The organism is Streptomyces sp. LS-MS-L19, from assembly GCF_058382285.1.
In genome coordinates this window covers 2,048,956-2,070,990 of record NZ_JBYCLL010000001.1, presented here as the reverse complement: position 1 = coordinate 2,070,990, position 22,035 = coordinate 2,048,956, and the positions used below count along the sequence as shown (strand labels likewise).

General features: G+C 71.5%; 19 protein-coding genes. 4 read left to right on the top strand and 15 right to left on the bottom strand.

Annotated elements, in window-relative coordinates; translation table 11 throughout:
- Nucleotides 1-3 precede the first annotated feature (3 nt).
- Nucleotides 4-138, bottom strand: coding sequence for a hypothetical protein (locus AC2XR2_RS09060; protein WP_123759758.1), 135 nt, complete (start codon nt 136-138; stop codon nt 4-6).
- A 140-nt stretch (nt 139-278) separates the two neighbouring features.
- Between AC2XR2_RS09060 and AC2XR2_RS09055 the strand changes: the two genes are divergently transcribed.
- Complete coding sequence (locus tag AC2XR2_RS09055) at nt 279-878, top strand: class I SAM-dependent methyltransferase (RefSeq protein WP_491514752.1); 600 nt, start codon at nt 279-281, stop codon at nt 876-878.
- Here the strand turns inward: AC2XR2_RS09055 and AC2XR2_RS09050 are convergent.
- Together AC2XR2_RS09050 and AC2XR2_RS09045 are read right to left on the bottom strand one after the other, a co-directional pair.
- The gene (locus tag AC2XR2_RS09050; RefSeq protein ID WP_491514751.1) at nt 875-1,426 is read right to left on the bottom strand and encodes a ribonuclease FAU-1 family protein; all 552 of its coding nucleotides are present in this window, start codon (nt 1,424-1,426) and stop codon (nt 875-877) included. The genes AC2XR2_RS09055 and AC2XR2_RS09050 overlap by 4 nt on opposite strands.
- Nucleotides 1,407-2,336 (bottom strand): GNAT family N-acetyltransferase, encoded by a 930-nt coding sequence (locus tag AC2XR2_RS09045; RefSeq protein WP_491514750.1) that lies wholly within the window; start codon nt 2,334-2,336, stop codon nt 1,407-1,409. Before AC2XR2_RS09045 ends, AC2XR2_RS09050 begins: the two co-directional genes overlap by 20 nt.
- Nucleotides 2,337-2,407: 71 nt before the next feature.
- Between AC2XR2_RS09045 and AC2XR2_RS09040 the strand changes: the two genes are divergently transcribed.
- Nucleotides 2,408-2,779 (top strand): GntR family transcriptional regulator, encoded by a 372-nt coding sequence (locus tag AC2XR2_RS09040; protein ID WP_491514749.1) that lies wholly within the window; start codon nt 2,408-2,410, stop codon nt 2,777-2,779.
- Here the strand turns inward: AC2XR2_RS09040 and AC2XR2_RS09035 are convergent.
- Nucleotides 2,764-3,549 (bottom strand): DUF72 domain-containing protein, encoded by a 786-nt coding sequence (locus AC2XR2_RS09035; RefSeq protein WP_491514748.1) that lies wholly within the window; start codon nt 3,547-3,549, stop codon nt 2,764-2,766. The genes AC2XR2_RS09040 and AC2XR2_RS09035 overlap by 16 nt on opposite strands.
- 15 nt (nt 3,550-3,564) lie before the next feature.
- Nucleotides 3,565-4,659 (bottom strand): DUF5925 domain-containing protein, encoded by a 1,095-nt coding sequence (locus tag AC2XR2_RS09030; RefSeq protein WP_491514747.1) that lies wholly within the window; start codon nt 4,657-4,659, stop codon nt 3,565-3,567.
- A 158-nt stretch (nt 4,660-4,817) separates the two neighbouring features.
- Here AC2XR2_RS09030 and AC2XR2_RS09025 point away from each other — a divergent pair, with 158 nt between their 5' ends.
- Nucleotides 4,818-6,239 carry a GH39 family glycosyl hydrolase gene (locus AC2XR2_RS09025; protein ID WP_491514746.1) on the top strand — a complete coding sequence of 474 codons (1,422 nt, stop codon included), beginning with the start codon at nt 4,818-4,820 and terminating at the stop codon, nt 6,237-6,239.
- A gap of 33 nt (nt 6,240-6,272) precedes the next feature.
- Here the strand turns inward: AC2XR2_RS09025 and AC2XR2_RS09020 are convergent, their stop codons facing one another.
- From AC2XR2_RS09020 to AC2XR2_RS08990, 7 genes are all read right to left on the bottom strand, one after another.
- Nucleotides 6,273-10,103 (bottom strand): lipopolysaccharide biosynthesis protein, encoded by a 3,831-nt coding sequence (locus AC2XR2_RS09020; protein WP_491514745.1) that lies wholly within the window; start codon nt 10,101-10,103, stop codon nt 6,273-6,275.
- The gene (locus AC2XR2_RS09015; protein WP_491514744.1) at nt 10,096-10,896 is read right to left on the bottom strand and encodes a polysaccharide deacetylase family protein; all 801 of its coding nucleotides are present in this window, start codon (nt 10,894-10,896) and stop codon (nt 10,096-10,098) included. Before AC2XR2_RS09015 ends, AC2XR2_RS09020 begins: the two co-directional genes overlap by 8 nt.
- Nucleotides 10,889-11,887, bottom strand: coding sequence for a glycosyltransferase family 2 protein (locus tag AC2XR2_RS09010; protein WP_491514743.1), 999 nt, complete (start codon nt 11,885-11,887; stop codon nt 10,889-10,891). The genes AC2XR2_RS09015 and AC2XR2_RS09010 overlap by 8 nt, the downstream gene beginning before the upstream one ends.
- A complete protein-coding gene (locus tag AC2XR2_RS09005) occupies nt 11,884-12,705 on the bottom strand; it encodes a glycosyltransferase family 2 protein (RefSeq protein ID WP_123759749.1) in 822 nt (273 codons plus the stop codon). Before AC2XR2_RS09005 ends, AC2XR2_RS09010 begins: the two co-directional genes overlap by 4 nt.
- Before the next feature lie 366 nt (nt 12,706-13,071).
- The gene (locus tag AC2XR2_RS09000; protein ID WP_491514742.1) at nt 13,072-14,193 is read right to left on the bottom strand and encodes a GNAT family N-acetyltransferase; all 1,122 of its coding nucleotides are present in this window, start codon (nt 14,191-14,193) and stop codon (nt 13,072-13,074) included.
- Between the two features lies 1 nt (nt 14,194).
- Nucleotides 14,195-14,590, bottom strand: a complete 396-nt coding sequence (locus AC2XR2_RS08995) for a hypothetical protein (RefSeq protein ID WP_491514741.1) — start codon at nt 14,588-14,590, stop codon at nt 14,195-14,197.
- A 162-nt stretch (nt 14,591-14,752) separates the two neighbouring features.
- The gene (locus AC2XR2_RS08990) at nt 14,753-15,961 is read right to left on the bottom strand and encodes a S8 family peptidase (protein WP_491514740.1); all 1,209 of its coding nucleotides are present in this window, start codon (nt 15,959-15,961) and stop codon (nt 14,753-14,755) included.
- Nucleotides 15,962-16,238: 277 nt separating this feature from the next.
- Between AC2XR2_RS08990 and AC2XR2_RS08985 the strand changes: the two genes are divergently transcribed.
- Nucleotides 16,239-17,033: an SGNH/GDSL hydrolase family protein gene (locus AC2XR2_RS08985; protein ID WP_449350064.1), complete on the top strand. Its 795-nt coding sequence runs from the start codon at nt 16,239-16,241 to the stop codon at nt 17,031-17,033.
- A 7-nt stretch (nt 17,034-17,040) separates the two neighbouring features.
- On the opposite strand, the gene AC2XR2_RS08980 is transcribed toward AC2XR2_RS08985, so the two are convergent.
- Genes AC2XR2_RS08980 through AC2XR2_RS08970 form a run of 3 tightly spaced genes read right to left on the bottom strand, consistent with a single transcriptional unit; the run spans nt 17,041 to nt 21,860 of the window.
- Nucleotides 17,041-18,621, bottom strand: a complete 1,581-nt coding sequence (locus tag AC2XR2_RS08980) for a serine/threonine-protein kinase (RefSeq protein WP_449350065.1) — start codon at nt 18,619-18,621, stop codon at nt 17,041-17,043.
- Between the two features lie 57 nt (nt 18,622-18,678).
- The gene (locus tag AC2XR2_RS08975) at nt 18,679-20,409 is read right to left on the bottom strand and encodes an urease accessory protein UreH domain-containing protein (RefSeq protein ID WP_491514739.1); all 1,731 of its coding nucleotides are present in this window, start codon (nt 20,407-20,409) and stop codon (nt 18,679-18,681) included.
- A complete protein-coding gene (locus AC2XR2_RS08970) occupies nt 20,406-21,860 on the bottom strand; it encodes a tetratricopeptide repeat protein (RefSeq protein ID WP_449350067.1) in 1,455 nt (484 codons plus the stop codon). The genes AC2XR2_RS08975 and AC2XR2_RS08970 overlap by 4 nt, the downstream gene beginning before the upstream one ends.
- Nucleotides 21,861-22,035: the final 175 nt, after the last annotated feature.

Genomic DNA, 22,035 nt, shown 5'->3' with positions numbered 1-22,035 from the left:
CCGTCAGCCGTCCGGCCACCAGGTCCGCGCGATGTCCTTGCGGACCTCGGGTCGTCCCGCGGGGCGCTCGTCGGCCTCCTCGCGGATCCGGCGGGCGTCCGTCCTCTTCAGGGGCTTCTGCACGGTGGTACGGCGCATGGCTGCCTCCTTCAGTGCCTACCGAGTTCCGCGTTCTCACGGAGGTAGACCCTTTCGGGGAGAGTTCCTCATCGGTCAGTGGTCTGTCAGTGGCGGCTGTCACGATTCGAGTGTCAGTGGCGGGTGTCACTCTGGGGGGCATGACGGAGAACAGTGGTGGTGGGGGCGTGGACTGGGACGCCGAGGCGGCGTCCTTCGACGAGGAACCGGATCACGGGCTGCGCGACCCCGAGGTGCGGCGGGCCTGGGCGGGGCGGCTCCGGGAGTGGCTCCCGGAGCGGGCTTCCGACGTCCTCGACCTCGGCTGCGGGACCGGCAGCCTGTCGCTCCTCGCGGCCGAGCAGGGACACCACGTGACCGGTGTCGACCTGTCGCCGGCCATGGTGGAGCGGGCCCGCGCGAAGCTGGCCGGGCGTGACGCGGTGTTCCTCGTCGGTGACGCGGAGCAGCCTCCGGTGGGGGAGCAGCGGTTCGACGTGGTGCTCGTACGGCATGTGCTGTGGGCGCTGCCGGATCCCGGGCGGGTGCTGCGGCGGTGGTGGGGGTTGGTGCGGCCGGGTGGGCGGTTGGTGCTGGTGGAGGGGGTGTGGGGGGCCTTCGGGATATCCGCCGAGGTGGTGAGGGGGTTGGCGGAGCCGCTCGGGGGGCGGGTACGCGTGGAGCGACTCTCAGGGGACTCCGCGTTGTGGGGGAAGGACGTGGACGACGAGCGGTATGCGGTGGTGGTGCGGGGCGACTAGAGGGGTGGGAAGCGGTGTCGTTCGTCGGCTGCGGGTGCGTCGTGGCTTGTCGCGCCGTTCCCCGCGCCCCCAAAGAGGTGGGTCAGCGCCTCCAACTCGTTCAGAGCTGTCCATGCCGCTGACGCCGCTTCCGGGTCCCGCTCCGTCAGGCCGCTCTCCTCGAACTCGTCCTCGTCCAGGCGCAGGATCTCCTTGAAGTCGGCCGAGACCCACAGGTCGAGGTCCAGGTCTTCTACGACCAGCTCGGTGCCGTGCAGTGTCGCCGGGCGGGTGATGTCGCAGTACCAGCCCTTCAGGGTGCCGTCCGCCGAGCGGACCTCCTTCACCGCGTACCACCGGTCCCGCCAGTAGTGCTCGGTGAACACGTCACCCGGTTCGAAGCGGACGAAGCCGAAGTCGCGGACGCCCTCCCCGGCCCAGGGGGCCCGGACCGTGACGCGGGTGCCGTCGTCGGTGAGGAGCTCGGCCTCGTAGCGGATCTTCGTGCGGCCGGCCTTGACCAGGACGACCTCCACACGCGGGAGCGGTTCAGGTGAGTTCGCGGACATGGCGTACCTCCGTGGCGCGGATCTCGTACCCGAACCACTTGTTGATCGCGAGCATCGGTTCGTTTCCGGCGTCGTTGCCGGTGAGGGCCTCCGTGCAGCCGGCGGCGCGGGCGCGGTGCAGGGAGGCGTTCTTGACGAGCTTGGCGAGGCCCCGGCCCCGGAAGGCGCGGGCGGTGCCGGTCATCGCGGTGGCGTAGCGGCCGGTGCCGTCGGTGTGGGCGGCGCTGAAGGCTGCCGGACGGCCGTCGACCAGGGCGATCGTGGTCAGGGCGTGGTCGAGGAGCGGGTGCTTCCAGTTCTCCTCGATCCAGGCCTTGTAGTCCGTGAACTCGGTGTCCACGTCGCTCGGTTCGTCCCCGACGGTCTCCGCGTCCAGCTGGAAGAAGGGCCGCGGATCGTCCACGAAGTCGGCTGCGGTGCGCAGTTCGACACCCGGGGGAGGGGTCCGGAGCGGGGGCAGCGTGGCGTTCACCAGGTCCAGGCGCAGAAAGTGCGCGGCGCGGCTGGCGCGATAGCCCAACCGCTCGGCGAAGGCGCGGTTGTGCGGCTCGTCCAGCACCCAGGAGAACAGCTTGGTCGCCCCGTGCGCCGCCAGGTGCTCCTCGGCGGTGCGCACGAGGAGGGCACCGGCACCGCGCCGGACGCGGTCCGGTCGTACGTAGACGTTGTGATAGCCCTGGCCCGGCTCGGGGCTGTCATGGGCGAGGCCCAGCTGCGCCGTGCCGATCACCTCGCCGTCCTCCTCCGCGACGAGGGAACGGTAATGGGCGTCCGGGTGGGTGTGGACCGTGCGGTGGATGACGCCGGCCGGCGTCCACAGCACGTGCGGGAGGGCCAGATGGCGGGCACGGGCGAAGTTCTCGACGTCGGCCGGGTCCTGGGGGCGCAGGTCGCGCACGATCACGGTCATGAAGGCGCACGTTACGTGGGGGCCTTGGCCGGGTGCCTCTCATTTTCCGGCCCGTGCGGGACAATCGGCTCGTGACCTTGAAGATCCACATCGACGACAGCGCACCGCCGTACGAGCAGGTACGGGTGCAGATCTCCGAGCAGGCCCGGGCGGGCGTGCTGCCGGTGGGGTACCGGCTGCCGACCGTGCGGGGGCTCGCGGAGTCGCTCGGGCTGGCAGCGAACACCGTCGCCAAGGCGTACCGGGCGCTCGAGAGCGACGGGGTGATCGAGACGCGGGGGCGCAACGGCACGTTCGTCGCCGCGGCGGGCTCGGCCGCGGAACGGGAGGCGGCGTCGGCGGCCCAGGCCTACGTCGAGCGGGTGCGACGGCTGGGGTTGACCGAGGGCGACGCCCTGGCGGCCGTACGGGATGCCCTGCGGGCGGCTTACGGGGAGGGCTGAGCGGGGTTCGGCACCGCGGAGATGCGTCGCCGTGGCCGCGCGCCGTTGCGGAGGAGCAGTGTTTCGAACATCGGTGCGTCGTGGATGGCCGCGCCGTGCGGGTCGTTGTTGAAGTACGCGTACACGTCCTCGTCGCCGGAGAAGGTCCGGCTGACGCGGTCCGCCCAGGTCTCCAGGGAGCGCCTGCCGTAGCTCGGCCACGCCCGCGCGCGGCCCTCGTGGAAGCGGACGTAACCCCAGCTGGCTGTCCGCCACAGCGGGGTCACCGGGCGGGCCCGTACGTCGGCCCAGCACAGCGCCGCGCCGCGGGCCTCCAGGACCCCGCGGACCTCGTCCGTCCACCAGGACTCGTGGCGGGGTTCCACCGCGACCCGGGTGGAGGACGGGAAACAGGCGAGGCAGGCGTCCAGCAGGCCCGCGTCCGCCTTCAGGGTCGGAGGGAGCTGGAGGAGGACCGGTCCCAGGCGCGGGCCCAGGCCCTCCGCGTGGCTCATCAGACGGTGGACCGGTTCCTGAGGGTCCTTCAGGCGTTTGATGTGGGTCAGGTACCGGCTCGCCTTCACCGCCACGACGAAGTCCTCCGGCACCCGGGCCCGCCACGCCTCGAAGGTCTCCCGGGACGGCAGCCGGTAGAACGCGTTGTTGATCTCGACCGTCGGGAAGTGCGCGGTGTACTCCTCCAGCCAGAGCCGCACGGGCACGCCCTCGGGATAGAGGACGTTCCGCCAGTCCTTGTACTGCCACCCGGAAGTGCCGACGAACAAGGTCATACATCCATCAAAGCACTACAGGTACAGCCCCGCGTCCGCCCCCGGCCGCGGCTCCGGCAGCGCCGTCGGTGACGTCCCGCGGCGCAGCGCGTACAGCTCGGCCAGGGTCGCGCCCTCGCGGCCCACGCCCTCCTCGGTGCCGAGCCAGCCCACCGCTTCCCGGCGGGTCAGCGGGCCCACCTCGATCCGGGCCAGACAGCGGCCGGGCCGGACCACGGCGGGGTGCAGCCGCTCCAGGTCCTCGTTGGTCGTCACGCCCACCAGGACGTTGCGGCCCTGTCCGAGCAGGCCGTCGGTGAGGTTGAGCAGCCGGGACAGGGCCTGGCCCGCCGTGTGCTTGGCCTCGCCGCGGATCAGTTCGTCGCAGTCCTCCAGGAGCAGCAGCCGCCAGCGGCCCTTGCCCGTGGAGTCCTCCTCGCCGATCGCGATGTCCATGAGATAGCCGACGTCGGAGAACAGCCGCTCGGGGTCCAGGACGCAGTCCACCTGGCACCAGTCCCGCCAGGAGCGGGCCAGGGTGCGCAGCGCTGAGGTCTTGCCGGTGCCCGGCGGACCGTGAAGCAGCAGCAGCCGGCCCGCGATGTCCTCCGGGGTCGTCTTCATCAGGCTGTCCATGGCGTCCGCGACCGGCGCCGTGTAGTTCTCCCGGACCTCGTCCCAGGTGCCCGCCGAGATCTGCCGGGTCGTGCGGTGCGGACCGCGCCTGGGGGAGACGTACCAGAACCCCATGGTCACGTTCTCCGGCTGGGGTTCCGGCTCGTCGGTCGCCCCGTCGGTGGCCTGGTCGAGGATCTTCTTGGCCAGCTCGGCGTCGGTCGCCGTGACCGTGACGTCGGCGCCGCGGTTCCAGCGGGAGACCAGCAGGGTCCAGCCCTCGCCCTCGGCGAGCGTGGCGCTGCGGTCGTCGTCGCGGGCGACGCGCAGCACCCGGGCACCGGCCGGCAGGAGCGTGGCCCCGGTGCGGACCCGGTCGATGTTGGCCGCGTGGGAGTACGGCTGCTCGCCCGTCGCGAAGCGGCCGAGGAACAGCGCGTCGACGACGTCGGACGGGGAGTCGCTGTCGTCGACGTTGAGCCGGATCGGCAGCGCGTCGTGTGGGTTCGCAGACATGCGGCCCATGATCCGGCACGGCAGGTCCCCACGCACCCGGTTTCCGCAGCGGCCGGACCGTGTCGCCGGCGTCCGGTCCGTCCGCCCACCGCTGTTACAAGTCTGTGCATCCCCGGCATCTGCCCGCACAGGCGTGTTCGCGGATACCGTTGTCCTCAATGGGACGTCATGGGTGGTATACGGGGGCGCGGCGGTGGCGGCTCACCGCTCTGCTCGGGGTGGGCGCGGCGGCTCTGGCACTGGTCGTGACCCTCCTCAACACGCTTCCGGGCAGCGGCGCGGGCACCGACGGCACCTCGCGCAACGGCGACCGGGTCCATGGCACTCCCACGACCACACCGGACGCCGACACCCCGGACGTCGGCTGGGGCTTCACCCACACCCAGTTCAGCGCCGACGAGGGCAGCTCCACGGCCACCGAACGGGTCGAGCGGGAGATCAAGGACGTCGGCGGCATCCCGCAGAACCAGCACATCATGGGCTGGGGCGCCGACAACCCCGAGCCCGTCAAGGGGCGTTACGACTTCGAGGACCTGGACCGGCGCGTCGACTTCATCCGCGCCTCCGGCTCCACACCGACCATCACCCTGTGCTGCGCGCCGGACTGGATGAAGGGCGGCGAGGCCGGCGTCGGCAACACCGACTGGAGCCAGGCGTCGCTGGAGAAGGCCCCGGACCCGGCGCACTTCAAGGACTACGCGGCGCTCGCAGCGACCGTCGCCAAGCGCTACCCGGACGTACGGCACTTCATCGTCTGGAACGAGTTCAAGGGCTTCTGGAACAACACGAAGGCCCGCTGGGACTACGAGGGCTACACCCAGCTGTACAACCTGGTCTACAAGGCGCTCAAGAAGGTGAACCCCGACATCATGGTCGGCGGCCCGTACCTCGTCATGGACAGCGTCGACCCGCGCTCCACCGACGCCTCCGCGACCTTCAAGGGCCCCTGGGGCGCGATGGACCAGCGGATCCTGGACGCCTTCGACTACTGGAACAGGAACAAGGCCGGCGCCGACTTCGTGGTCGTGGACGGCTCCAGCTACACCAACGACGACGAGCTGCTGCCGGACGAGTTCGCGGCCACCGACAAGTTCACCGCGGTCAGCAAGTGGGTGCGGGAGCAGACCGGGAACCTGCCGCTGTGGTGGGCCGAGTACTACGTCGAGCCCGCCGACAGCAGGGACGAACGCGAGGGCTGGTCCGAGGACCGCCGGGTCGCCGTGCAGGCCGCCGGGATGATCGCGCTGGCCAGGGGCGGCACCACGTCCGCGTTCTACTGGAACCCGGAGAACGAGAAGGGCACCGACTGCGCGGGGTGTCTGTGGACGCCGACGAACGGCAGCAGCGGCGGCCGGAAGCTGCCGATGTTCGACCTCGTCAGCCGGTTCGGCAAGGCCTTCGCGCCGGGCAGCACCTTCGAGAACGTCTCCGTCGCCGCCGACGACGTCCCCAACGTCCGGGTCCTCGCCACTGACAAGACCGTCCTGGTCGTCAACACCCTCAACCGGCAGATCAACGCCGACATCGACGGGAAGAAGTTCGCGATGCAGGCTTACGAGGTCAAGTGGCTCACCCGCTGAGCCACTTGACCTTCGAAGAACCTCCGGAAGACCTCACTTCATCGTCAGGAACCGCTGCACCAGCGCCGCCAGGAACACCGCCAGCAGCGGCAGCGAGAACCAGAAACTGCTCTGGAGCCACCGCAGTTGGCGCACGCCGGGCCGGACCGCGACCCGCACCACCTCACGGGCCGACAGCAGCAGGATCAGCGCCAGCGCGGCCAGCGCCCCCACCACCGACCAGGGCGTCCAGGTCACCTGCGGCCCGATCGGTCCCGGATCGGGTTTCGGCACCTTCCCCGCGGGCTGGTCCCGCAGCGCGTACATGGTCACGTCCGGGTTGGTGAAGACCCGCTTGAGCTCCTTGCGGTTGTCCAGGTTGTCGAGCAGCCGCGGCTCCCACGTCCTCGAATAGCCCACGTCGAGCCGCAGATACGTGACCTGGCTGACGTTGACCATGAGGTACGAGTTCGGGCCCGCGTCCCTGAGCGACTTGACCAGACCCGACACCAGCACCGGGTCGGGCGGCGCGAGCGTCGGCACGTAGGACACCTTCTCCATGTCCTTCGCGCCCCACGGCATCGCCGGCGTCACGTTGTTCACCGTGTCGTTGGACAACCACAGCACCCGGACCGTCGGATCGTCGTGGGCGTACACGTAGTCCATCGCGGCGACCTCGCCGGGCCGGATCCGCTCGAACGGCTCGTTGCCCCAACGGGCGATCAGGAAGCCGCCGACGAGCAGGAGCCCCGCCATCAGCGCGGCCACCGGAGCGAGACTGACCCGGTCCTTCTCGCGCTCCTTCGCGGTGACGCCGGTGCGCGGGAAGAGCGCCAGGGCGGCGAGCAGGCCCGCGCCCGGCAGGGCGAACATGAAGACGCGCAGCGCCATTTCGCCGCCGTACGACTGCATGCCGAAGCCGAGGAACGGCACGAAGGTGAGGACGAGCAGGGCGGCTTCCCGGTACCTGTGCTCGCGGCGGCGCCACCAGCCGTAGCAGGCGAGGGCCATGACTCCGCCGGCCAGCAGGACGCGCACGTACAGGACCAGCTTGTGGGTCGAACTGCCGCCCTCGATACGGCCGGACACCGACGAGGACACATTGCCGCCGACCCCGCCGACCCCGCCGAACAGGTCGTCGAAGTGACCCGACCAGTACGGCTCGGCCATCCACCCGATCCAGGCGGTCACCATCACGGCGAACAGGACGGGCAGGCCGCGCAGTTCGCTGCGGCGGAACACTACGAGCGCCGCCAGCACGCCCAGCATCATGAACGGGGTGAGCTGGTGGGCGGGCACGGTCGCCGCGAACAGGCCGATCACCACGGCCAGCAGGACGGCCCGTTGGCGGCGGTTCGTCGGTTCGACCTCGGCCTCGCCGGGCCGCCGCTTCGTCCAGATCACGCGCGGGGCCCGGAACCAGACCAGCAGGACCGCCACGAAGACCAGGTACAGCAGATAGGTGAAGCCCTGCGGGGAGAAGTAGTCCTGGCCGACCCAGCCGCTGAGGACGAAGATCCAGATGCCGGTCCACTTGGCCCGCCAGCTCGCCCGCATGTGCCGTACGAGAAGGAACATCGGGACCAGGTAGGCGAGTTGGATCGCCGTCGGCCACCAGCGGATGACCTCGGTGAAGTCCGTGACCCCGCAGGCCTTCGCGACGAACGCGGCCACCGCGAAGAAGCCCGGCCAGCTCCAGCGGGCGTCCAGGTCGGGCACCGCGGAACCGGTCCGGTCGATGTAGTCGATGAACCCGAGGTGCTGCCAGGCCGTCGCGAACCGCGGCTCGGCCTCGATCACCGCGGGCAGCGCGTGCAGTGACACCACCGTCGCCACCAGGGTGAGCAGCAGCAGCGCCTTGTGCTCGCGGCCCAGCCACAGCAGCGAGGCGAAGACCACGACCAGCAGCGCCGCGCCGAGCAGCGTGGGCAGCGGCAGGATCGAGATCAGCCCGAGCCCGCCCATCCGGTCCAGGTCCGCCTCGCCCAGCCGCAGCACCGGCACCCAGTACAGGAGCAGCGCGACGGCGAGCAGACCGCCGAGGAACACCCCGAGCCAGGTGGGCTGGAGCCGCTCCCGCGGGGAGAGGGGCCGCGGCGGTTCACCGGACCGCGGTGCCGCTTCGGGTACGGCTGGCTCCTCCGGTACGGCGACCTCCTCCCGTACGGCGATCTCCTTGCCCGCGTCGAATGCCTCCTCGAACGGGGCATCCACCTCGGTCTCGGACGGGCCCAGGGACGACTCGGAGCCCGGTTCCCTCTCCTCCACCGGCAGCCCGAACTCGGGGAGCTTCTTCAGCGCCCAGGTGGGCCGGTCCCGGGTCGGGCGCACCACCGGTGTCCCCGTGGGCGGGGTGCCGGGACCCGGCCGTACGTCGGGCCGGCGCTCCTGGTGGTCGAAGTCGACGTGGATGCCGAGCGCGAGGGTGTCCTGGTCGAGCGCCCAGCCGGGGCGGCGGGTGCGGCCGGCGGCCGGGGCCTCGCGCGCCCCGAGGTCGGCGAGGTCGCCGTCGGGGGCCGCGGCCGCCGGGACCTCGGCGGGCGGGGCGTGCCGGATCGTCCGGTACAGCTTGGGCGCGGCGATCGCGACGATCACCGCGAGCGAGGAGATCTCGGCGACCCCCGCCCCGGTCAGCCCCATACGGGGCAGGAGCAGCAGGGTCAGACCGAGCACCAGCACGCACAACAGGCCCTGGAGCCAGGCGAGTCCGGAGGTGCGGCTCTGCGCGCGCAGGACCGCGAAGTACGTCTCCATGACGACCCTGAGCACCGCGCCGACCGCGAACCAGCGCAGCAGCGGGGTGGCCGCGTCCGCGTAGCCCGAGCCGAACACCCCGAGGATCCAGGGCGCCCCGACGAACAGGACCGCGGCCACCGGCAGCATGATCCGGGCCATCCGCTTCAGCGCGGCACGGGTGTTGGCGGCCAGCCGCCCCGGGTCGTGCGAGCCCTCGACGGTCAGGGAGGCACCCATGTTGATGGCGAGCAGGTTGCAGGTGCCGCCGATCGTCGTGGTGATGTAGAAGTACGCGTTGTCCTGGGAGCTGACCTGGGCGGCCACGATGACCGGGACCAGGTAGACCACGGCGAGCGAGAACAGCGAGCCGGTGTAGTCGCCCGCGAGGAAACGCCCGATCTCCCTGAAGGAGGGCGGCTTCGCGTGGTCCTCGGTCGCCTTGACGTGGCGCGGAGCCAGGCGCCGGAACACCAGCCAGCCCAGCGGCAGCACGGAGACGGCGATCGCCGCGACCCACGACACGAAGACACCGGCGGTCGGGATCGCCACCGCGAACGCGACCAGGAGGCCCAGCTTCACCGCCGAGAAGACGGTGTTGCCGACCGGCACCCACAGCGCGCTGCGCAGCCCGGTCAGCACACCGTCCTGGAGCGTGAGGACGTTCCAGGCGACGACGGCCGCGATGAAGCCGAGCCCGTTCACCGGCCCGTGCAGGAAGCGGTACGACGGCCCCCACACGTCCAGCGTGAGCAGGAAGACGACCGCGGCGACCGCAACGACCACCGAACTGCCCGCGTACGTACGGAAGATGAGGCGGCCGGTGGCGCGGCCCGCGACCGGTATGAAGCGGGCCAGCGCGCCGGTCAGGGTCACCGCGGTCAAGCCGGCGAGGAGCTTCATCGCGGCGATCGCGGCGGAGCCCTGGCCCACGGCCGACTCGGAGTAGTAGCGGGCCGCCGCCAGCCAGAAGCCGAGGCCGAGCACCGCGGAGATACCGGTGTTGAGCATCAGGGCGTAGGCGTTGCGGAACAGCTGGTTGCCGCCGCCAGCGTCCCTGCCCCGGCCGAGCAGCCGGAAACGGCGCCCCGGCTGCTCGGGCGCCTTGGCCGCGGTCGACTCGGGCTCGGTCGTGGTCGTCGTGTCAGACACGGGAACGGGAGACCTTCCGGCGGACCTGTCGTGCTCTTCGGACCAACGCGTACCCCTTGGTGAGGGCACGGTCCCTGGCGAAGTCCCGGGCGATCGCACGGCCCTGGACGAGCCGCTCGAACTCCTCGGTCGTGGTGGCGCGGCGCACCGTGAGACGGGTGAGCGCGTACGGCCCCTGACGGCGGCGCGCGAGGCCGTTGTTGACGGCGAGCGCCTGACCGTACCCCGTCTCCCGCACCGCCTCGCGCACCCGGCGGCTGGAGTAGCCGTACGGGTAGGCGAGCGAGAGCGGTACGGTGCCGAGTTCGTCGCTGACGATCTCCTTGGAGTGGATCAGCTCGTGGCGCAGCGCGGTGTCGTCCAGCTGGTCGAGCTGCGGGTGCGTGTGGGTGTGGCCGCCGATCTCCACGTCCGCGGCGGCGAGTTCGCGGACCTGGTCCCAGTCCAGCATGGTGTCCAGGCCGCCGCCCATGTCGTGCGCGCCGCGGATCCAGCCCGTGGAGACGAACACCGTGGCCGTGAAGCCGTGTTTGGCCAGCACGGGCAGCGCGTGGCGGTGGACGCCCTCGTAGCCGTCGTCGAAGGTGATCAGGACGGGCCGCTCGGGCAGCGGGCGGCCGGCCCGCCAACGGGCCGCCAGATCAGCCGTCCTGAGCGGTGTGCACCCCAGCGCGCCGATCAGCTCCATCTGCTGGGCGAAGGCCTCCGGGGACACCGACAGCACCCGGGTGGCGTCGTTCGGGTCGGTCGAGACGGCGTGGTACATGAGGATCGGTACGGGTGGCTCAGCCATCTCTCTCCCCCTCGATCTCCACGACCGAGAACGTGGCCCCGCCCCGCCGTGCCCGGACGGTGCCGACGACATACCCGCCGGCCGCCGTCAGCACCCCCGCGACGATCGCGCCCGCCCGGCCCGCGCCGCCCGGCCGGGCCAGCGCCGCGTCCCGCAGCCCGCGCACCACCCCGGACGGCAGGACCCGGGTGGCGTACCGGCGCTCCGACTCAAGTCCCTTGTCCGCGCCGACACTTCGCGCCACCAGCGCCTTCGACAGGCCCTCCGCGTACGCGCGCGTGCGGAAGTACCCGAAGTGCTCGCGCGCCTCGGGCACCCGGTGGTGGATCACCGCCCGGTCGTCGATCAGCAGCACCGCGTCCGGTCTGGCCCGGCTCAGCCGGATGCACAGCTCGGTCTCCTCACAGCCCAGCGGCCGCTTGTCGCCGTCCCGTCCGATGCCGGTGGCGAAGCCGCCCGCCGCGTCGAAGGCACTGCGGCGGAAGGAGGCGTTGCCGCCGAGGACGTTGCGCACCCGGACCAGGCCGGCCGGGATGCCCTTGTAGGTGCAGCCCACCACCCAGTCGAACTCCTCCGGGAACCAGGCGGGCCGGCGCCCCGACGCCCAGATGGGCACCGTACGGCCGCCGACCGCCATGACCTTCGGATCGGCGTAGGCCCCGGCGAAGTGCCGCAGCCAGTCCCGCTCGGCGACCGCGTCGTCGTCGAGGAAGGCGATCACCTCGCCGCGGGAGGCGGCGATCCCGGTGTTGCGGCCCGCGGACAGGCCGCGGGGGCCCGCGTTGGCGAACACGCGGACCTCCCCGCTCTCCAGGAAGTCCTTGTACTCCTTGGCCAGCCGGTCCAGGAGCGCCGGATTGTGGTCGACGACCAGCAGCGTCTCCCGGGCCGGGTACGACTGCGTCCGCACCGAGGCGACCGCCGCGAGGATGTCCTCCCAGCGGTCCTCGGTGTACACGCAGATCACGACGGAGACGTCGGGACCGCTCAAGACACCTCTCCCCGGCGCGAGTCGAGCAGCGGCGAGTGGTGGGTACGGCGGCGCAGCGCACGCCGGTTGGACCGCTCCCCGAGGATCACCCTGAGCACCCGGAAGCCGTCCCGGACCGCCCGCAGATTGCTGGCGCCGTGGATGCGCAGGTACTCGTAGCTCGGGATCTCCTGCACCTTGAGCCCCGCCTTGACCACCCGGATGTTCATCAGGGTCTCCACCTCGAAGCCCGTGCAGTCGAGGTCGATCTTGTCGAGGCAGTGCCGCCAGAAGGCGTTGTAGCCGTAGCAGAGATCCGTGTAGCGGGCGCCGAACTTGCGGTTGACGATCGTGCACAGCGCCCAGTTGCCGAGCTTGCGGATGAAGGTCATGTCGTCGGTGCCGCCGCCGTTGGCGAAGCGGGACCCCTTGGCGAAGTCCGCGCCCGAGACCAGGGCGGAGACGTAGGAGACGATCTCGTTGCCGTCGGCGGAGCCGTCCGCGTCGATCATGACGACGATGTCACCGGTGCAGGCCTCGAAGCCGGTGATCAGGGCGTCCCCCTTGCCCTTGCCGTGCTGCTTCACGACCTTCACCTCGGGCCACAGCTCGCGGGCCACCGCGACGGTGTCGTCCGTGGAGTTGCCGTCCACCAGGACCACTTCGTGGATCCAGTCGGGCAGGGTCTTGAAGACGTACGGAAGGTTCTCCGCCTCGTTCATGGCGGGTATGACCACGCTCACCGGTGGCGCTATGGCCAGATGAGTGGAGATCGGTCGGTACTGGCCGGCTACTGGCGCATCCTGGCCCGTAGTCGCCGGGCGCAGAACTGAACTCATGAGTCTGGTTCCCTCTCGTCCGGTGGACCGCCCGCCCCTGTGGGCGGTCCGGCTTTTTGCTCCGGTTCGAAAGGGGGGTTCTCACTCACGGCATGCCGGAAGGAATCTCCGTACCCGCCGGGTGAGCTGGCAAAGCTGGCCGACCGCCGTCGTGCTGTGCTTGGTGCGAAAAGACGACAGCCGGTCGCGCGGCACGGCCCGGCCACCAGTGCGGCCGCCGAGCACGGCACCCCCCTACCGCGCCCCGCGCCTCCCCGTCGCGGTCCTTGAGCCCTCCCCTAGAGCCGCTCGATGACGGGACGATGCGGGTGAGATGTATGACGGTATTGACGATTGAACCCCTATGGCAAGACCTGGAACGAGGCCTCACGTTTTTGTTGGTTTGACCGTTACAGTCGCCCCCGAACGGATCTTTCCCATTTTCTTCAGTAGCCGGTCGGCCGGTTCGAACAGCTCCGGCCGTGCCACTACGGCGTTGCGCAGTGCACGCGCCGGAGCCCGGCGGGCGCGGTGTCCCACCGCGATCGGGTGCCGACGGGTCACCCACCCCTCCGACACGGTCAGTTCCCGTGTCTTCAGGGAGTCCTTGTACTCCTTCTGACCCCGGCCCAGATCGAGGTACGCGACGCCGTCGGCGGCGGCCGCCTCGGCCATGCGCAGATGCAGGATCAGGCCGGGGGAGTACTTTGCGTACTCCGGGTCGTACGCCGGGAACCAGCAGGCGAGGACGCGCTCGGTGCGCAGCCCGAAGTGGGCGGCGACCGGCTTCCCGTCGGCGTACAGCACCGAGAGGATCCCCGCGAACGGCTCCGAGCGGGTGTGGAACAGCTGCTGGACGAGGTCGGCGATCCACTCGTGCGCGAAGCGGTCGCTGCGGCCGGTCCTGCGGTACTGGGCGGACTTCCAGTCCATCAGGGTGCGCAGGACGGCCGGATCGCGCTCGTCGTGGACGTAGCGCACCTCGCTCGCGGCCCGTATGAGCCGGCGTTCCTTGGCGAGGGTGGTGCGGGTGAACTTCGGTGAGCGCTCCCGCAGTTGGGCGAGATAGGTCTCGTAGCCCTGGTCGATGTCCATGACCGGGGAGGGGAAGCCCTTGGCGGTCCCCGTCTCGAACGGCCCCTGGCCCTCCACCAGATGGTCGAACTCGAGGACGGCGAGTCCGCAGGCCCGTAACAACTCCCGGGCGTCCCAGGTGAATCCGGGCCGGTGGACCACCCCCTGGGCGTCCGAGATGCCGAGACCGACGGCCCGGCCGACACCGGCGGCGGTCCGCTGGAACGGGAAGAACGCGGCGGGCTCGCCCTGCTCCCGTACGACCGCGATCCGCACGCCCCGCCTGCACCGGCCCACCGCGAGCGCGAACTCGGGGGACAGGAACGGGTTGGCCAGGCCGGGCGAGCCCTGGAGATGGGCCTTGGACTGCAGAGCCGTCCACGCCGCCCGGTCGGCGCCGCTGAGCTCGCCGGGGCGGTACACGCTGATGTCCACGTCAGCCGTCCTGACCCTTCGCCGCACGGTGCCGCCGCAGCAGCACCGGCAGCAGGATCAGGGCGCTGATCACGCCCACCGCCACCACACCGCCGCGCGCCGACCAGCGGTGCGTGGCCAGCATGCCCTGCGCCACCAGCATGTTCAGGACGACCGAGCCGGCCAGCGCGGCCGGCAGGCGGGCGAACGGATCGAGGCCGCGCAGCGCCAGGGCGATGCCGGCGGCGGGCGCCGCGAGCAGGAAGAACAGCACGAGCGGGGCGCGCAACGGTGAGTCGGAGCCGGTGAGCGCGAGCAGCGCGCCGAATCCCCCCACGGCGGTCGCCGCGCCCGCGAGCAGCGGCGTCAGTTCTCTGCCGGACGCTCGCGAAGGAGTTTGTGCACGAGTGGTCTGCATGAGCGACGTTTCCCCCCAGAAAGCGTCGGATGCCGGGCTTCAATGTCGCGCAGCGCCCTGGGAGCCGTCAAGGCCGTCTGGTACGGACTTGGACAGGGGTGTCCCCGGAGACGCAAAGCGCCTCCGGGGAACGGGTGTTGACGTCCAACGGGGGTGCGGGTCCTACCGGACGAGCTTGAGGAGCTTGTTGGGCGAGCCGGTGCCCGGGCTGGTGACCGCGTTGGACGTGGCGCCGCCCACCAGGGCCGTGGCGACCTGGGCCGGGGTGGCCGAGGTGTGTCCGGCGAGGTAGACCGCGGCCGCGCCCGCGACGTGCGGGGTCGCCATCGACGTACCGGAGATGGTGTTGGTGGCGGTGTCGCTGGTGTACCAGCCCGCCGTGATGGAGGAGCCGGGGGCGAAGATGTCGAGCACCGAGCCGTAGTTGGAGTAGCCGGCCCGGGCGTCGGTGCTGGTGGTGGCACCGACGGTGATCGCCTCGGTGACGCGCGCCGGGGAGTACGAGGAGGCGTTGGCGCTGCTGTTGCCCGCCGCGACGGCGTAGGTGACACCGCTCGCGATGGAGTTGCGGACGGCGGTGTCCAGGGTGGTGGACGCACCGCCGCCGAGCGAGAGGTTGGCGACCGAGGGACCGGAGTGGTTGTTCGTCACCCAGTCGATGCCGGCGATGACGCCGGCGGTGGTGCCGGAGCCGGCGTTGTCGAGCACGCGCACCGCCACGATCTTCGCCTTCTTGGCGACGCCGTAGGTGGAGCCCGCGATGGTGGTGGCGACATGGGTGCCGTGGCCGTTGCCGTCGGCGGCGGTGGTGTCGCCGTCGACCGCGTCGTAGCCGTAGGAGGCGCGTCCGCTGATCTGGGTGTGGGTGATGCGGACTCCGGTGTCGATGACGTACGCCGTGACGCCGCTGCCCGCGGTGTCCGGGTAGGTGTAGGTGCCGGAGAGCGGGAGCGCGGCCTGGTCGATGCGGTCCAGGCCCCAGGGGGCGCTGGACTGGGTGGTGTCGGCCAGGTGGACGGTCTGGTTCTGCTCCACGGCGGCCACCGACGGGTCGGCGGCGAGTCTCTTCGCCTCGGTCGCGGAGAGCGTGGCGGTGTAGCCGTTGAGCGCGGAGCCGAAGGTCTTCCCGACGGTCCCGCCGTACTCCTTGACGAGCCCCTTGCCCTCGCTGGACGAGGCCTTGAAGCCCGCGTTCCTCTTGAGCGTGACGATGTAGCTGTCCTTGACGGCCGTGGGGGAGCCGGCGGCGAGGACCGTGCCCTCGGCCGGGGCGGCCTCGGCGGGCAGGGCGGTGAGTCCGCCGACGAGGGCGGTGGTCGCCAGGGTGGTTATCGCGGCGAACCGGAACTTCTTGCTACGCAGTTGTGCCATTACGAGGGAGTCCTCCTCATGGGCGACCCGCGCCTGGGTCGGGCGTGGGTCCGTGGGGGGTGCGCGCGGGAAAGCGCACACGGCGGGGAGCGTCGCGTTCCGCTCCCGGCTGAGGTAAAGGCTGGGTCATCTACACGGGCAGAACAAGGGAGTTGAGGAGGAGTCAACAAAGCTGTCATGTCCACGAAATCAAAGCCGTTTTTGGCATGGACACTTCCCGTCGTTGCACCTGCTTGCTACGACAGATGTGGCAGAGATCCTGCTAAAGGGAGGTTCCATGAGACGTTCCCGATTTGCCGCATACGTCGGCTCACTCCTCCTCGCCCTCGCCGCAGTCCTCACCGGGACAGGCACCGCCCACGCCGCCGAAGGCCCCTACGTGGCCCTCGGGGACTCCTATTCCTCGGGCGTGGGCGCGGGCAGTTACCTCAGTTCGAGCGGTGACTGCAAGCGCAGCACGAAGGCCTACCCCTACCTCTGGGCGGCCGCGCACTCACCCTCGTCGTTCGCTTTCACGGCCTGCTCGGGCGCCCGTACGGGTGATGTTCTGGCGAGTCAGCTGACCCCGCTCAACGCCGCCACCGCCCTCGTCTCGATCAGCATCGGCGGCAACGACGCCGGCTTCTCCGACGTCATGACGACCTGTGTGCTCCAGTCCGACAGCTCCTGCCTGGCCCGGATCAACACCGCGAAGGCGTACGTCGACGCCACGCTCCCGGGCCAACTGGACAACGTCTACTCGGCGATCACGTCCCGGGCCCCCAACGCCCACGTGGTCGTCCTCGGCTACCCCCGCTTCTACAAGCTCGGCACCACCTGCCTCGGCCTCTCCGAGACCAAGCGGAAGGCGATCAACGACGCCGCCGACTACCTCGACACCGCCATCGCCAAGCGGGCCGCGAACCACGGCTTCGCCTGGGGTGACGTCCGCTCCCCCTTCACCGGCCACGAGCTCTGCTCCGGCAGCGCCTGGCTGCACAGCCTCAACCTGCTCAACATCGGCGAGTCCTACCACCCGACCGCGGCCGGCCAGTCCGGCGGCTACCTCCCGGTCCTGAACAGCGCGGCCTGATCACCCCTCACGGGGAAGCGGTGGAGGAGGCCTCGTCGCTGCCGGACGGGGTCTCCGTCACGCAAGTGAGGGAGAAGGGGACCGAGTTGGACGTCTTCTCGACCGGGTCGCGGACCTCCACGCTGATGGTGTCCTCGAACGTCCCGCTGTCGTCCTGCGTGGTGACGAACCGACGGTCCTGCTGGGTCTTCCCGCCCCCGGCGGAGAACGTCAGCGTCTTCCAGTTCCCGTTCACCGAGCCGTTCTTCGACACCCAGCGGTACGTCACCGTCGCCGGGACGCGGCCGACCGTCAGGGTGGCCGTGAAGCTGGGGGCCGCCGACCTGTCCGGCGGGCAGGCGCCCGTGTAGTCGGTGTTCGCACCGCTCAGGGAGACGCTCACCGACTGCGGCGGGGGCGCGCTGGTGGTGCTCTCGCTCTCGCTCGGGGTCGGGCTCTCCTCAGCCGTCTCGTCCGGGGTGGTCGACGCGGGCGAACTCACCGCCGGAGCGGTGTCCTTGGCGGTCTCCCCGTCCTTGTCGCCGTTGTCACGGTTCAGCAGCGCGTACGTCAGCCCCGCGATCGCCAGCGCGAGCGCCAGCACACCCGCGACCAGGACCACCCCCGCGCGACGGTTGCGCTCGGGGGCCGTGGCCGTGGTGGTGGGAGTGGAGGTCGGGGTGGGCGCGGGCCGGTACGGGGCCGTCGGCGGCTCCTGCGGAAAGGGCGCCGCCACCGTCGGGGCGTACGGCCCCGCCTGCACGGCGTCCGCCCGGGGCGTGCCCCCGGCCGCGATGATCCGCAGCTCCTGCTCGGCCCGCTCGGCCGGCAGCCGCTGGGCCGGATCCTTGACCAGCAGACCCTCGATGACCGGGGTGAGCGGACCGGCCCGGTACGGCGGCGGCAGCTCCTCGTCCACGATCGCGCGCAGGGTGCTCAGCGGGGTGTTCTGCCGGAAGGGGGAGTTCCCCTCCACGGCGGCGTACAGCAGCACGCCCAGCGACCACAGGTCGGACTCCGGGCCCGGGGTGCGGCCCAGCGCCCGCTCCGGGGCGAGGAACTCGGGCGAGCCGATGACCTCGCCGGTCATCGTCAGCGCCGAACTGCCCTCGACCTGGGCGATACCGAAGTCGGTGAGCACCACCCGGCCGTCGTTCGACAGCAGCACGTTGGCCGGCTTCACGTCCCGGTGCAGGACCCCGGCCTCGTGCGCGGCACGCAGCGCGGAGAGCACCTCGGCGCCGATGTGCGCGGTCCGCTGCGGGCTGAGCGGGCCCTCCGCGTCCAGGAGTTCGGCGAGCGAGACACCGCGCACCAGCTCCATCACGATCCACGGGCGGCCGTCCTCGGTGGCCACGTCGTACACCGTCACCACATTGCGGTTGGCGACCCGGGCCGCCGCCCACGCCTCGCGCTCCAGGCGGGCGTACAACCGCTCGACCTCGGAGGCCGCCAGCCCGTGCGGCGCGCGTACCTCCTTGACGGCGACCTCGCGGTGCAGCACCTCGTCGCGGGCGCGCCACACGGTTCCCATGCCGCCCTCGCCGAGCGGGGACAGCAGGCGATAGCGGCCCGCGATCACACGGTCACCGCCCGGTTCTTCGGACACGGCCGTCCCCCACTTCGTACTCCGCTCGACTTCGCATGATTTCTTCACAAACGTAGCTCAGCCGAGTGCGGATGCCGCCCCCTTGAGCACCAAACCCGCCCCAAGGGCCACGACGACGAACGCGGACATCAGCGGTGCCGTCCTGCGCACCAGCGCGGTCAGCGGGCTCGCCGCCAGGCGGGGGCGCCGGTCCAGCACCCGGGTTACTCCGCTACCCAGCCTGACGACGGCGAATCCGGCCGCGGTCAGGGTCAGGGCGAGTCCGACGCCGTACGCCACCACGAGCAGCAGCCCGAACCAGGCCTGCCCGAGCGCCGCCGCGCCGACGAGCACGACGACGGCGGAGGGACTGGGCACGAGCCCGCCGGCGAAACCGAGCAGGATCGTGCCGCGGACGGTGGGGGCGACGGCATGGGTGTGGGTGAAGCCGCCGTGGGTGTGTTCGAGGGAGTGGTTGTGGGGGTGCGGGTGGTCGTGCTCGTGGGTGTGACCGTGGTCGTGATGGTGCTCGTGGTCGTGGGTGTGGCTGTGTCCGTGGTCGTGATGGTGGCCGTGGTCGTGGGTGTGGGCCGGCGTGTGCGCGTGGGCGCGGGCCTTGGCGGGGGCCGGTTCCGCGTGGGCGGCGACCAGCACGAGGGGGCGTTCCTCGGCCTCTTCGTCCTCGTGGGTGTGGTCGCTCGGTCCGTGCGGGTGCGGGTGCGGGTGCGGGTGGTCGTGGTCGGGCCCATGGCTGTGCGGGTGCGGATGCCCGTGGTGGCGGTTGCGCAGGGCCCGGCGCAGCAGGGTCACGCCCGCCGCGGTCACCATGAGGCCGCTCGCGATGCCCAGCCAGGCGATCACCGACGGGGCCGCCGTCGAACCGGCCGCGACCAGCAGGCCCAGCGCGACCACGCCCAGGGTGTGGGTCACCGTCACGGACGCGGCCAGCGGCAGGACGTCCTTCATCCGGGCCCGGCCGCCGCGGGCCGCGGCCACCGCCGCCATCAGGGTCTTGCCGTGGCCCGGGGCGAGCGCGTGCATCGCACCGAGGAAGACGGCGATGAGCAGGGCGAGCGCCGCGAAACCGACGGTGAGGTCGTGACGGGCGACCAGGGAGTCCAGGGCGCGGGTCCAGCGGTCGGCGCCGCGGGGCAGCACGGAGGCGGCGGGGGCGTCCGTCCGCTCCTCGGCGAGGGCCGGTCCACCGGGCCGTACGCGCACGGAGGCGGTGACGGTGTCGGCGGGGGAGGACAGCAACTCCTGCGGATACGTGGTCAGTTCCTTCGAGATCGACGTGGTGGGCACGTCCGACCCCGTCAGCGTCGTCCGGTCGCCGCGCGCGGTGATCTCCCGCCAGCCGGGGCCGGAGTCGCTGCCCGCGCTGTGGAAGCCGAGGGAGACAGGGGCGTCCTTCGGCAGCGGGGCGGTCAGCCCGCACTCCACGCGCAGGGTGTTCAGGCCGGCCTGCCCGGGACGCACGCGCGCGTGGCTGCTCTTCACGGTGAGGGCGACCGTACGGCCGTCGACGGTGACCTTGGCGCCCTCCGCAGCCGTACGGCAGCGCTGAGCGGCCCACGCGGCCGTGCCGAGCCTCTCGAGGTCCGGTTTGACCTGGGTGGCCGGGATCTCGGCGAGGTCCTCGACATGGTCGACCCGGAGCTGACCGGGGGCGGCCACGAGACCGTCGTAGCGGTTGACGGTGAAGTTGCCGAGAGGGTGGGCGCTCGCGCTGCCGGAAGGGAGCAGCGCGAGCGCACAAGCCGCCGTCAGGACGGCCGGGAGGGACACGAACAGACGGCGGAGCTTCAACGGGCCATCTCCTTCAGTGCCTTGCGGGCCTCGCGGGCACCGAGCGGGGAGAAGCCGGGGTTCAGCTTCAGGGCGGAGGTGAGGTGGGTCCTGGCCGCCTTCTCGTCACCCGTGGCGAGCTCGATGATCCCGCGGTGGTAGCGGAAGGAGGCGTTGCGGTAGCCGGTGGCGGTGGCCTGCCGGGCGTACGGCAGGGCCTCCTCGTCCCGGCCGTTGACGTGCAGGGCCCACGCCAGCGCGTCCGCGGTGTGCACGGTGTGCCGGCGGGCCCACTCGGCGCGGGCGGCGCGCAGGGCGGAGGCCTTGTCGCCGTGGTCGGCGGCGGCCAGCGCGGTGTCGAGGTCGGCGTTGACGCCGTTGGCCCGGGCGAGGGCGATCCAGGCGTCGACGAGCGCGTACTGGTCGCTCGCCCTGGCCCTGTCCCCGTCGCCGCCCCGGTCCTCGTACAGCTCACCGAGTTCGACGAGCGGCCCGGGCAGCGGATACCGCGCCACGACGGCCTCCATGCCCTTGATCGCGGCGGCCCGGTCACCGCTCGCGGCCTGGGCGCGCGCCCTGCCCTCCAGGGCGGGGAGGTAGGTGTCGTCGGCGGCGAGAGCGCGGGCGTAGTCGGTCAGGGCCGTGGCGTAGTCGCCCTGGTTCCAGGCGAGTTGGCCCAGCGCGGTGGCCACGTAGGCGATGTCGCCGGGGGTGGTCGCGGTGGACAGCGCCTGCTCCAGGACACCGCGAGCGGTACCGACGTCGCCGCGCAGCTCGTGGACGTACGCGTAGCGGGTGAACACCGGGATGCCGGGCCGCCGTTCGTCCGCGAGGTCGGCGGCCTTCGACGCCTCGTCGTAGCGGCCGAGTTCGACGAGGGCGTCGATCCGGGAGGACAGGGCGCGCTCGTCGTAGGGGTTCTGCTTGAGGGTCCGGTCGGCGTAGGCGAGGGCGCCCTTGAAGTCGTGCCGGGCGGCGGCCAGCGCGCCGAGACCGGCGAGGCCCTGCTCGTTGTCCGCCTTCAACCCCAGTGATTTCTTGAGGGCTTGCTCGGCCTGCGGATACCGCGAGGGGTCACCCTTGGTCCGCGCCTGCTCGACGTAGGCGAGCCCGAGCGTGGCCCAGCTGCCGAAGTCCTTGGGCTGCGTGCGCAGATGGGCCTGGATCGCCCTGATGCTCGCGTCGAGGTCCCCCCTGGCCATGAGCCCGGGCGAGAGCGCCGACGACGAACTGGCGACGGTGGCGGTACCGCCGTCCCGCAGCGCACCGAAGGCGATCGACCCCCCGGTCAGCGCGACGGCCAACAGGGCCGCACACCCGGCCAGTTGAGCGGCCCGCCACCGCCGTCCGGCCGCGGACACCCGCCGCACGGCGGCGACCTTCGCGTCCTCGGCGTCAGCTGAGGGCTCCACGGTCTCCGACGAACCGCTCTGCTCGTCCTCGGGTGCGCTGTCGGTCGTAGACCCGGACATGGCCCTCTCCTGGTTCCTGATTCAGTGGTGATCGAGTTACTACGGCGCGGCCTGCACCGTGGGGGATGAGTACGCGCAGGCCGCGCCAGTTATTAGGGGGGTGCGTTGAGGGCCCTTGGGGGCGCGAGGCTGTGTCGATTTGCGGCTCCGCCGCGGGGCGCGACCAGCCACAGTC